This is a genomic window from Caulobacter sp. S45, assembly GCF_903642205.1.
Taxonomy (GTDB): domain Bacteria; phylum Pseudomonadota; class Alphaproteobacteria; order Caulobacterales; family Caulobacteraceae; genus CAHJWH01.
Genome location: NZ_CAHJWH010000109.1, coordinates 1 through 11,269, shown reverse-complemented (window position 1 = coordinate 11,269; position 11,269 = coordinate 1). Strand labels below are relative to the sequence as shown.

The 11,269-nt window shown below is 69.7% G+C and carries 9 protein-coding genes and 1 tRNA gene; 3 read left to right on the top strand and 7 right to left on the bottom strand.

Translation table 11 applies throughout. The features are described from left to right. Window positions 1-21 precede the first annotated feature (21 nt). Window positions 22-1,119 carry a DUF2336 domain-containing protein gene (locus HUV06_RS11170; protein WP_174301348.1) on the bottom strand — a complete coding sequence of 366 codons (1,098 nt, stop codon included), beginning with the start codon at window positions 1,117-1,119 and terminating at the stop codon, window positions 22-24. A 137-nt stretch (window positions 1,120-1,256) separates the two neighbouring features. Further along, window positions 1,257-1,742 (bottom strand): cytochrome c family protein, encoded by a 486-nt coding sequence (locus tag HUV06_RS11165; protein WP_174301347.1) that lies wholly within the window; start codon window positions 1,740-1,742, stop codon window positions 1,257-1,259. Window positions 1,743-1,816: 74 nt separating this feature from the next. On the opposite strand from HUV06_RS11165, the gene metG reads away from it, so the two are divergent. Beyond that, entirely contained in the window at window positions 1,817-3,520 is a 1,704-nt protein-coding gene (gene metG, locus HUV06_RS11160; protein ID WP_174301346.1) for a methionine--tRNA ligase, read from the top strand. A 233-nt stretch (window positions 3,521-3,753) separates the two neighbouring features. After that, complete coding sequence (locus HUV06_RS11155; RefSeq protein WP_174301345.1) at window positions 3,754-6,675, top strand: hypothetical protein; 2,922 nt, start codon at window positions 3,754-3,756, stop codon at window positions 6,673-6,675. A 6-nt stretch (window positions 6,676-6,681) separates the two neighbouring features. Here the strand turns inward: HUV06_RS11155 and acpS are convergent, their stop codons facing one another. The 5 genes from acpS to HUV06_RS11130 all read right to left on the bottom strand — a co-directional run bounded on the left by acpS (window position 6,682) and on the right by HUV06_RS11130 (window position 10,130). Beyond that, complete coding sequence (gene acpS / locus HUV06_RS11150) at window positions 6,682-7,155, bottom strand: holo-ACP synthase (RefSeq protein ID WP_174301344.1); 474 nt, start codon at window positions 7,153-7,155, stop codon at window positions 6,682-6,684. Continuing rightward, complete coding sequence (locus HUV06_RS11145; protein WP_174301343.1) at window positions 7,152-7,922, bottom strand: pyridoxine 5'-phosphate synthase; 771 nt, start codon at window positions 7,920-7,922, stop codon at window positions 7,152-7,154. Before HUV06_RS11145 ends, acpS begins: the two co-directional genes overlap by 4 nt. A 148-nt stretch (window positions 7,923-8,070) precedes the next feature. After that, window positions 8,071-8,655 carry an orotate phosphoribosyltransferase gene (gene pyrE, locus HUV06_RS11140; protein WP_174301342.1) on the bottom strand — a complete coding sequence of 195 codons (585 nt, stop codon included), beginning with the start codon at window positions 8,653-8,655 and terminating at the stop codon, window positions 8,071-8,073. 226 nt (window positions 8,656-8,881) lie between these two features. Continuing rightward, a complete protein-coding gene (locus tag HUV06_RS11135; RefSeq protein WP_174301341.1) occupies window positions 8,882-9,250 on the bottom strand; it encodes a DUF423 domain-containing protein in 369 nt (122 codons plus the stop codon). A gap of 4 nt (window positions 9,251-9,254) precedes the next feature. Continuing rightward, complete coding sequence (locus tag HUV06_RS11130; RefSeq protein ID WP_174301340.1) at window positions 9,255-10,130, bottom strand: class I SAM-dependent methyltransferase; 876 nt, start codon at window positions 10,128-10,130, stop codon at window positions 9,255-9,257. A gap of 288 nt (window positions 10,131-10,418) precedes the next feature. On the opposite strand from HUV06_RS11130, the gene HUV06_RS11125 reads away from it, so the two are divergent. After that, window positions 10,419-10,508, top strand: a tRNA-Ser gene (locus HUV06_RS11125). The last annotated feature ends 761 nt before the right edge of the window (window positions 10,509-11,269 follow it).

Below are 11,269 nucleotides of genomic sequence, written 5' to 3'. Positions count from 1 at the left end.
AGGGCTCCCATGAATCAGACATCACCCCGCGCCGAAATCCCCCCAGCCGTTCAAGCGATCACCGTGGAGGCGCTTGCGGAAGGCGCGGGCAGCCGAGTCGCGGTCCAGCAGGGAGGCGGCGCCGTTCAGGCTAGCCACCTCTCCGACCTTGCCCGGGCGGTCGCGGTTCAGCGATCGGACCAGCTTCAGCAGGCTGGGCAGGGCGCTTCGGTCCACGCCCACTGCGGCGCAGGCCAGCGCCAGCGTCTCGCCGGAGTCGGCGTCCAGGGCCTGGCGCACCTCGTCGATGGAGAAGTCGCCGAGCTCGGCGAGCGCGATGGTGAACAGGGTCAGCTTGCCGTCGCGCAGCGCCCGCATCAGCAGGCCCGGTCGGAGCTGGCCGCCGCCCTTCAGCTTGGCGATCACGCGACGGTCCATGCCGGCGCGCTCGTCGGTCTCAGGGCTCGCGCCGTCGCCGGGGCCGCCGCGGGCCTCGGCCACCGCCGAAGACACGGCCGCGTCAAAGGCCGGCCCCTCCACCGCAAACCTGGCGCTGAGCGTCTGGCGCAAAGTCTCGCCTACCCAGGCATAGAGCACGGCGCCCAGGTCGAGCGTCAGCGCCGGATGGCGCGACAGGGGCGCGCGGAGCGCCGCCACGGTCTGGGACAGGCTGACCAGCCGCTCCATGCCCAGGGGCGTCACCTCCGCGCTGGTGTTGCCGGCGAGCGCGGTCAGCACCTCAGGCGAAGCCTGGTCGAGGATGGCGGTGACCACCGGGGCGCCTAGCTGCGGCCTGCGGGCGACCTCCACCTGGTGGTCCACCGAGGCCTCCACCAGCAGGTGGATAAGGTCCTGGTCGCCCAGCACCGGACTGGCGGCGATCAGCGGGCGGGCGATCTCGATCTCGCTGCGGACCAGCAGCAGCACCAGCTCCGGTGGCGCCCATCTGGCATGGGCGAGCTTCCAGGCCAGGCGGACGCGGATGTCGTGCTCGACGCGCCCGACCAACCCCATGAAGACGTCGCGCACCAGGGGCTGGGTCTGCGGCTCCTCGCACCCGCCACCCTCGCACAGGTCGGCCAGCGCCAGCAGCAGTCTGTCGCGATCGCCCGGCGACGGCGAGCGCGCCAGCTCGAGCATCAGGTCTCGGCGATCTGTGGCGGGCGTCGGCAGGTCCAGATCTCGCGAAGCTCGCGCACCAGCATGACTCTGGCCCTGTGAAGATGGACTTAAGCGGATGAAAGGAAAACCGCCGATTGACCGGTCAGCCGACGATCTCACATGGGGCCGCCGCTGCTGGCGACCTTCAGATAAGCTATCAGGTCGCGGCGGTCCTCGTCATCGGGGATGCCGTAGAAGCTCATCTTGGTTCCTGGCACATAGGTGCGGGGCGACTGCAGCCAGCCGTTCAAATGTTCGGCGTCCCAGCGCCAGTCCTTGGCCGACAAGGCGGCCGAATAGCCGTACCCGGCCTTGATCGCCACCTTGCGCCCGAACACGCCGTAGAGGTTGGGGCCAGTCATGTTCGGGCCGCCCGGCGTCACGGTGTGGCAGGCACGGCAGAGATTGAAGTGCAACCGCCCGTTCTCCAGGTCCGCCTGGTGGTAGGCGGCCGGCAGCTCGTCCAGCAGCCTCTGCGCGGCGGCCGAAGGCGTGACGCGAGCAGGCAGGGGGCCGACCGAGGGCGCTTCGGGCGCGGCACGGTTACAGGCGGCGAGACCAGGCAGGAGGACGGCTGCGAGGGCTAGGCGTGCGGGCGTCAAGGTCTCTCCTGCATGGCCGCTGGCGACTCTCCGGCCGCCTCCGCCTATATGGGCCTTCGACCACGAGAGGCCGCATGGCGCGCATACTGATCACTTCGGCCCTGCCCTACATCAACGGGGTCAAGCACCTGGGCAACCTGGCCGGCTCCATGCTGCCGGCGGACGCCTATGCCCGCTTCCAAAGGGCGCGCGGCCACGAGGTGCTCTACGTCTGCGCCACCGACGAGCACGGCACGCCCGCCGAGCTCGCCGCCGCCGCCGCGGGGCAGGACGTGGCTGCCTACTGCGTGGAGCAGCACGCCGCCCAGAAGGCGATCAGCGACGCCTACGCCCTCTCATTCGACTGGTTCGGCCGCTCCTCCAGCCCGCAGAACTGCGAGCTGACCCAGCACTTCGCCCACGTGCTGGAGCAGAACGGCTACATCGAGGAGCGCACCGACCGCATGGTCTATTCGCCCGACGACGGGCGCTTCCTGCCGGACCGCTATGTGGAGGGGACCTGCCCGGTCTGCGCCTTCACGAAAGCGCGCGGCGACCAGTGCGACAACTGCGGCAGCCTGCTCGATCCCGTGGAGCTGATCGAACCCTACTCCACCATCTCCGGCTCGCGTGACCTGGAGGTCCGCGACACCAACCACCTCTACGTCCGCCAGTCGGCTCTGGCCGACGACATCCGCGCCTGGGTGGACAGCAAGGCCGACTGGCCGATGCTGACCCGCTCCATCGCCTACAAGCACCTGGACGAGGGCCTGATCGACCGCGGCATCACCCGCGACCTCGCCTGGGGCGTTCCTGTCGCCCACAACGGGATGGCGCGACCCGGCTTCGGGCACAAAGTCTTCTACGTCTGGTTCGACGCGCCGATCGAATACATCGGCGCGACGCGCGAGTGGGCCGACGCCACGGGCGCGGACTGGAAGCGCTGGTGGCGGCTGGACGAGGGCGCGGCCGACGTCCGCTACGTCCAGTTCATGGGCAAGGACAACGTCGCCTTCCACAGCGTCAACTTCCCAGCGACGATCCTCGGCTCGCGCGAGCCCTGGAAGACGGTGGATATGCTGAAGAGCTTCAACTGGCTGAACTGGTACGGCGGCAAGTTCTCGACCTCGCAGGGCCGCGGCGTGTTCATGGACCAGGCCCTGGAGCTGCTGCCGTCCGACGCCTGGCGCTGGTATCTGCTCGCCAACTGCCCGGAGGGGTCCGACACCGCCTTCACCTGGGAGCAGTTCGCGACCGCTGTGAACAAGGACCTGGCCGACGTGCTCGGCAACTTCGTTAACCGCATACTCAAGTTCTGCGAGACCCGCTTCGACGGCGTGACGCCTGAGGGCGGCGAGGACAGCCCGCTGGAGGCCAGGCTCCACGCCGAGCTCGGCGCGCGGATGGCGGAGCTGACGGCCAGTTTCGAGGCCATCGAGATCAGGAAGTCCGCCCAGGCGCTCCGCGCCATCTGGGTGCTCGGCAACGAGTACCTGGCCGAGGCCGCCCCCTGGACGGCGGTGAAGACCGACCGGGCGCGCGCGGGCGCGGTGGTGCGCACCGCCCTGAACCTGGCCGCCCTGTTCGCCCGCCTGTCCGCGCCTTTCATCCCCACCAGCGCCAGGATCATCGCGCAGGCCCTGGGCCAGGGCGAGCCTGCCGTCTGGCCGGGGGACGACGTGGTGGCGGAGCTGTCGCACGTCAGAGCGGGCGTCGCCGTCCGTGCGCCCGAGGTGCTGTTCCGCAAGGTCGATGACGCCCAGCTCGCCGAGTGGGCGCTGCGCTTTGGCGGCGGCTGAGACGCGCGACGATGGTGCGGCAGGGGGCGGCGGGCGCCCCTAGAGCCCGTCAGGCCAGGGTGCATGCGCTCACATCCGCCTCATGATGAGGTAGGATGACCCATACTGGCCATCTTCGAAGCTAAGCTCCGCCGCCGCCGCCGCCGCCGCCGCCGCCGCCGCCGCCGCCGCCTTAAGCTTCGGTAAGCATTCCCGGCGCACAAGAGGGCTGTTCTCGTCGGGGCGCGCACGCGGTGACGATCGGCATCTCCTCCAGCGTGCTGCTGTCCTACCTGCAGGTGAGAACCGGGCAGACGGGGACGAACGCCACCGCCTCAACGTCCGCCGCCCTGGCGTCCAAGGCGCCGACGGCGCCGTGGAACGCAACGACGACCAGCACCACCGCCTCGACCTCGGCGCTCGGCGGCTCGACCGCCAGCAGTTCCGTCAATACCCTGGTGGAGCAGATCCTGGCTGGTAAGAGCGTGGTAGATCCCACGACGGCCAAGCTGTCCCAGACCACCTCCAGCACAGAGGCCAACACCGACTACCAGAACCTGTTCGCCCTCTACCAGGGTCTGACCACGCTGCAGAGCCTGACCACCGCGGCGGCGGCCACCACCACGACCTCCGCCCAGCTCGCCCTGATCCAGAAGGCCTTCACCAGCGGACTCGGCCAGGTGCGGTCCTTCGTGGCGGGCGACCCGTTCAAGGAGTTCGCGGTCTCCGACGGTTCGGTCAGCGCCAGCGACACCACCAGCGTGGGCGTGCAGCAGTCCAGCGACACCTACGACACCAAGGCCCTGGTGACCGGCTCGGCCGGCGACCTCGTTCCCGCCCTGCAGGGCGAGGTGGCCTTCAGCATGAGCGCGGCCAACCTTCAGGGCCAGGCCACCACGGTGGACTTCAACCTGGCCGACATGGGCTCCACGCCACGCACCATGAGCAACGTGGTGAGCTACCTGAACGGCCAGCTGGCCGCAGCAGGCCTGAAGACCCGCTTCGCCGACAACCTGATCCCGGGCACGCCCGCGGTGACCACCATCAGCGCAGGCGTGACCACCACCGTCGCCGCCGCCACTCCCGACCAATACGGGCTGCAGATCGACGGCACGCCCAACGAGATGCTGTCCTTCTCCGCAGGCGCCACCACGCCCGGCGTCTACATCGCCCAGACCTCCTACGACCCGGCCGCCACCTCCGCGACTTCCACCACCACGAGCACGACGACCTCGACCACCACCAGCGGAACGTCGAGCACCGCCGCCACCACGACCTCGCAGTTCATCAAGCTGGACCAGCCTGGGGCGAGCGGCGATCCCACCGTGCGGGGCTTCACCGACAGCCTGCCCGCCGGCTCGACCGTGAAGGCCACCGCCACCGCGCCGGACGGCTCGGTCTACGTGCTCGCCAACGTCACCTCGGCCACCGACGGCCAGACCCTGCAGGGCGGCCAGGATGCGGCCCTGTTCAAGTACGACGGCGCGGGCCAGCTGATCTATACCCGCACCCTGGGCTCGGCCGACACCGTGAACGCCACAGCGCTGGCGGTCTCGGCCGACGGCTCGCAGGTGGCCATAGCGGGCTCGGTCACCGGCGGCGCGCTCGATCCCACCGACACCAGCCAGGACGGCTCCACCACCCAGCAGAGCTTCGTGTCGGTCTACAGTGGCGGCGGCGACCAGCTATGGGAGAACACCGAAGACGGCGGGGCCGACAACCAGGCCAACGCCGTCAGCTTCGGGGCGGGCAACACCGTCTATGTGGCGGGCTCCACCAGCGGCCGGCTGCCCGGCGCCACCTCGTCAGGCGGCCAGGACGGCTACGTGCAGGGCTTTGTGGTCACCGCGACCACCGACCCGCTGAGCAAGGCGGTCAGCTACACCGCCAAATCGTCCTTCACCCAGGAGTTCGGCACCTCAGGCGTGGACCGGGCGACCGGCGTGGCCGTCAGCGGCTCGTCGGTCTACGTGTCAAGCGTGGAGAACGGCGACGCGGTGGTGCGCCAGTTCGCCGTCACCAGCACCACCACGACCGGCACGGCCGCCACCCCCGACGGCGCCGGCGCGACCACCACCACGACCCAGACCGCCTCGCTGGCCGCCAAGCAGGACCTGGGCGCGCTCATCGGCGGCAACGTCTCAGGGATCGCTGTGGCGGCGGACGGCGCGGTGCTGGTCACCGGCTCCACCCACAACGCCGCCCTGAACGCCGGCGCGATCACCGACGCCTACAGCGGGAACGGCGACGCCTTCGTGGCCAGGCTGGACGCCAACCTGGACCCTGCGGGATCGGAGAGCCTCGCCTACTACAACACCGGCCAGCCCACGACTTCCACGGCCATCGCAGTCTCCGGAAACACCGCCTACATCACCGGCCAGATCAACGGACAGAGCACCACCACGCCGGCGCTCGGCTACGCCGCCGCCATCGATCCCACCACGGGCCAGGTGAGCTGGTCGTCCACCTTCAGCGGCGACAACGGCTCGGCCGCGCCCAGCTCCATCGCCGTATCGAGCACCGGCTCGTCCGTGCTCGACCTGCTGGGGCTGCCGCAGGGCCGGCTGGCCGTGCAGAACCAGCCGTCCCAATTGCTGGTGGCCAACACCTCCGTGCAGGCCGGCGACAAGTTCTACGTCCAGACCGGCACGGGCGCGGCCCAGGCGGTGACTGTCGACGCCGACGACACCTATGCGACGCTCGCCCGCAAGATCGAGGTGGCGTCCGGCTACAACGCCACCGCGACGACCCTGACCGTGAACGGCCAGCAGCAGCTCAGGATAGCGCCCGCCAACACCTCCTCCAGCATCCGCATCGAGGCGGGACCCGCAGGCCAGGACGCCCTCGGCTCGCTAGGCCTGAAGGAGGGCCTGGTCTCCAGCACCGCCACGGCCGCAGCGCCGGCCACCCTGAACGGGGTCAAGGTGACCAGCAACGTCCGGTCGCACTACAGCGTCACCGTGCCCGCCTCGCTCTCCCTGGCGACCTCGACCGATGTCGCCGCGGCCCGGACGTCGCTGACCACCGCGATTGCGGAGGTCGAGGCGATCTATTCGGACCTGACCACCGCCAAGCCCACCACCACGGCTGCGGGCGGGACGGGCGGGACCGTCCCGGCCTATCTCACCGCCCAGATCGCCAACTACAAGCTCGCCCTGTCGCGCCTGAGCGGCTAGCAGCGCTCACCCTTCCCCTCGCAGAGCCCCCTCCCGGCCTTCGGTTCTCCAAGTCGCGAGTGGGGGAGATCCGGGGGTCGCCTCATTGCTCACCGCTTCGATGACCACGAAGGCCTGGGCGTAGGGCGGCTCGTCGGTGAGGCTGAGGTGGATGCGCGCGGTGGTCCCCGGCGGCAGCAGCGCCTGCAGCCGCGCCTGCGCCCCGTTGGTCAGCGCAAGGGTGGGCTGGCCGGAGCGCAGGTTCACCACCCCCATGTCGCGCCAGAACACCCCGCGGCGGATGCCGGTGCCCAGCGCCTTGGCGCAGGCCTCCTTGGCGGCGAAGCGCTTGGCGTAGCTGGCGGCGCGGTCGCCCTTGCGCTCGGAGCGGGTGCGCTCGACGTCGGTGAAGATGCGCTGGGTGAAGCGGTCTCCGAACCGCTCCAGCGACTCGGCGATGCGGCGGATGTCGGTGAGGTCGGAACCGATCCCGACGATCATGCCGCTTCAAGCCGCGCGGCGTCCATCAGGGTGCGCATCTGGGCGATGGCGGCCTGCAGGCCGACGAAGACGGCCTCGCCGATCAAGAAGTGGCCGATGTTAAGCTCCGCCACCTGGGCGATGGCCGCCACTGGCTTCACGGTCGCGTAGTCGATGCCGTGCCCGGCGTGGACCTCCAGGCCCAGTCCCAGGGCCTGCACCGCCGCCGTCTTCAGCCGTTCCAGCTCGCGCCCGGCGCGCGCGTCGTCGCCATGGCGCACGGCCTCGCAGTAGGCGCCGGTGTGCAGCTCGATCACCGCGGCGCCCGCGTCGGCGCAGGCTGAGATCTGCCCATGGCTGGCCTCCACGAACAGCGAGACCCGGGCGCCGGCCTCGCGCAGCCGATGCGTCGCAGCCGAGACGGCCGGGAAGCCCTTAATCACGTCCAGGCCGCCCTCGGTGGTCACCTCCTCGCGCCGCTCGGGCACCAGGCAGGCGGCGTGGGGGCGGCGAGCCACGGCGATGTCGACCATCTCCGGCGTCACCGCCAGCTCCAGGTTCAGCGGGCGCCCGCGCCGGCGGCAGAGGTCCGCAAGCGCTACGATGTCGGCGTCCGAGATGTGGCGGCGATCCTCGCGCAGGTGTGCGGTGATGCCGTCCGCTCCCGCTGCGATCGCCAGCTCGGCCGCGCGCAACGGCTCGGGATAGTCCTCGCCGCGGGCGTTCCGGATCGTGGCCACATGGTCGATGTTGACGCCTAGCCGCAGGCGCGGGGCAGGGGCGGTCATAGGACCTGCTTGCAGCTGCGTGCGTCCTTCGAGACGCGGACCAAGGTCCGCTCCTCAGGAAGACGAACGAAATGGAACGCATTTACCTTCGTCATGCTGAGGAGCGCGCCACCGGCGCGCGTCTCGAAGCACGCAGGTGCGCGGCCGTTCATGCCGTGAGCCGCCGGCTGCCCGGCTCCTCCACCGGCAGGGCGGCGAGTTCGGGCGGCAGCTGGTCGGCGGGGTAGGCCGGCACCTTGAGGCTGGCCAGCGACACCAGCGGCGCGCCGACCTCCGCCTCGCCGCCGGACCGGTCCACCACGCAGGCGGCCACCACCACATCGCCTCCCGCCGCCCGGATGGCGGCGATGCACTCGCGCGAGGAGAGCCCGGTGGTGACGATGTCCTCCACCATGGCGACCCGGACGCCGGGCTCGAGATGGAAGCCGCGGCGGAACTTGAACTGACCGGCCTCGCGCTCGACGTACATCGCCGGGACCTTCAGCCAGCGCGCCGTCTCATAGCCCGGAATGATGCCGCCCACAGCCGGCGAGACCACCACGTCCACCTGGCCCACCAGCGCTGTGATCTTCTCCGCCATGGCGCGGCAGAGGCGTTCCGCGCGGTCAGCGTGCATGAAGACCAGGTTCTTCTGCAGGAAGACCCCGCTGTGCAGGCCCGAGGACAGGACGAAGTGGCCTTCGCGCAGCGCGCCCGCCGCCCGGAACTCCTCCATCACCGCGTCCCGATCCATGGCCGTGCTCCTGCGACTCCACCGCGGTTTAGAACGATCCGGCGAGCAAGGGGAGGCTCACGACCAACGAACTTGAAGCCTTCCCCCTCGAAGGGGGAAGGGCAGGGATGGGGGTGAGTGCAGGACGGCCGTGGAAGGGTGTTAGAGGCGCCTCCCGCACCCTTCCGTCACCCGCAGCGCATACACCCCCACCCCTGCCCCTTCCAGGGGGAGGGGAAACCCGGCGTCATTCCACCGCCGTCAGCGCCCCCCAGATCAGCACCGCCCAGCCCGCGATCATCAGCAGGCCGCCGATCGGCGTCACCGCGCCCCAGAGCTTCACTTCGCTCAGCGCCAGCAGGTAGAGCGAGCCGCCGAACACCAGCCCGCCCACCCCGAACAGCCACCCGGCGATCCCTGCCTGGCGCGCCATCACCCGCAGCAGCGAGAAGCAGCCTAGCGCCGCGGCCGCGTGCACCAGCTGGTACTGCGCCCCGGTCTGCAGCCAGCCCTTCACCTGCGGATCGGCTACACCGTGCGAGCCAAAGGCCCCGGCGCACACCGCCATGAGCCCGTTTAGCGCCGCCAGCGCGAGCCAGAGGCGCCCGCTCGCCATCCGCCTAGCCGGGCTTCCGGAAGCGCAGGGTCATGCGGTCGCTCTCGCCGATGGCGTCGTACTTGGCACGGTCGTAGCCGAAGGCTGGCGCCTCCCCGGCCTTGGGTCCCTGGCGGGTGGGGGGGAGGGTCCAGACGCCATAGGGATAGTCCTTGGTGTCCTTGGGATTGGCGTTGATCTCCGAGGCGCCGTCGAGCTTGAAGCCGGCCTTGGTGGCCGCCGTCATGGCCACGTCGGTGGAGACGTAGCCGTTGGAGGCGCCCTTCAGCATCGGCTTGGGATCGGCCCGGTGCTCCTCGATGGCCAGCACGCCGCCGGGCTTCAGGGCGGCATAGGCCTGGGCCATAGCCCGGTCCATGTAGCCGCCGTCGATCCAGTTGTGCAGCTCGCGCGAGGTCAGCACGAAGTCCACGCTGGCGGGCGCGGCGAAGGGCGGGCTGGCGCCGTCGAAGGTGACGTACTTGACGATGCCGAAGCGGGCCTTGTCGCTGTACTTGCCCTCGAAACCAGGGCGGCTCTTCTCCGAGCCCGCAGCGGTGTAGGTCCCGTGGGTGGCGAGCGCATAGGGGGCCAGGATCTGGGTCCAGTAGCCGCCGCCCGGCTGCAGGTCGACCACGGCCATGCCGGGCCTGAGCCCCCAGAACATCAGGCTCTTCTCGGGATGGCGGTAGAGGTCGCGGGCGCGGTCGGCGTCAGGACGTGAACCGCTCTCCACCGCGGCGTGAAGCGCCGGGTCGGCCTTCTCGCTGGTGGCGACGTAGGGGGTGGCCTCCGTCGGCGGGGGCGGCAGGTCCTTCCTGGCGCCGGGCGGAAGGGCGAGGGCCGGCGCCGCGGCGGCGCCGAGCAGTGCGGAGAGGAGGAGGGCGCGCGGGAGCGGCATGGAGGTCCTTGGTCGTGGCTGCGGACACGCTAGCGGGTGGAGGGGCAAGGCTCAACGCAGAAGGCGACCTTCTCCTCCCCTGTGCAGTGGTGGAGGCGAAGATCAGCGTTGCCCCAGCTTCCGATCCCATCCCGCAACGGCCGCGACCCAGAAGCCCGGCCCCACAACATCACGGCGCCTCGCCGGACTGGCCCTTGGGGATGGATCCTTCCGGTCGTGGAGCGGCAACGGCCTGGTTCCGCTCCGATTGCCAGCCGCGGAGGAGTCCGCTAAGTCCCCGTGGCTTATGGTGACGTGGCCGAGAGGCTGAAGGCAACGGTTTGCTAAATCGTCATACCTGAAAGGGTATCGTGGGTTCGAATCCCACCGTCACCGCCACGTGCACCTGCTGTGCCTTTTCCGGGGCGAGGTTTCCAACCGGTGCCACCCGTCCGCCTCAGCTTCAGCCCCGACAGGTAGGGCGGGCTGGTCAGAACCGGCTTGGACGCAGTAAGTCTGAACGACCTGCATCTCGGAGCGGCGGCCAACCTTCCAAGGACGAAGTGGAGGCGCTGAAACTCAGGTGGTGCGGGGCCATACCCGCACAATGTCCCGAGGACCGGAACTGATGGATGGGTTACTTGGTGGGGCCCTCAATTCAAGGGACGGCCCCAATGACCGAGTTCAGTGCCGCAAGCCTTACATATCCAGCCGCCCCAAATCCCGAGACCTTGCGACCGAGGTGGCCGCCAACGCACCAGAGGCTTATCGCACCTTGGGCACCTCTTTGGAGGAAATAGATTAATCCCCCAGGAAGTCTTCCCTACTGTGCCGTAAACAACCACCAGGGCGGCAATTGCTGCGATGACAACCCACAAGGCGTCGACCTTCATCTGACGAAATGGCTAAGCGCTTTTCCGTAAGGCCCGCTTATGCGGGTTTGCGGCTAGCACGCACTGATAGCCTTCGCAATGTCTCTCCGCCGGGTAGGTCCTCAGGTCCAATTCGGCGCGCGCTCAGCTGGCGTGACTGACGGCCAGACTGTCTGCCAGGGAAGTCGAGCATGAAGAGGGTAAGCCCCTGCTCATACCAGCCGCCTGAAGCCCTGACTCCCGGCAGGGATTCCCAAGGAGCGCGGAACGTGAGTCGATGAGGGCTCA

What these genes read in the sequence shown, in the direction of transcription:
- HUV06_RS11135 (WP_174301341.1), bottom strand. Translation starts at nt 9,250, where the DNA reads ATGGCGAGCGGGCGCCTCTGGCTCGCGCTGGCGGCGCTAAACGGGCTC.
- HUV06_RS11145 (WP_174301343.1), bottom strand. Translation starts at nt 7,922, where the DNA reads ATGACCGCCCCTGCCCCGCGCCTGCGGCTAGGCGTCAACATCGACCAT.
- acpS (WP_174301344.1), bottom strand. Translation starts at nt 7,155, where the DNA reads ATGATCGTCGGGATCGGTTCCGACCTCACCGACATCCGCCGCATCGCC.
- HUV06_RS11130 (WP_174301340.1), bottom strand. Translation starts at nt 10,130, where the DNA reads ATGCCGCTCCCGCGCGCCCTCCTCCTCTCCGCACTGCTCGGCGCCGCC.
- pyrE (WP_174301342.1), bottom strand. Translation starts at nt 8,655, where the DNA reads ATGGATCGGGACGCGGTGATGGAGGAGTTCCGGGCGGCGGGCGCGCTG.
- metG (WP_174301346.1), top strand. Translation starts at nt 1,817, where the DNA reads ATGGCGCGCATACTGATCACTTCGGCCCTGCCCTACATCAACGGGGTC.
- HUV06_RS11170 (WP_174301348.1), bottom strand. Translation starts at nt 1,119, where the DNA reads ATGCTCGAGCTGGCGCGCTCGCCGTCGCCGGGCGATCGCGACAGACTG.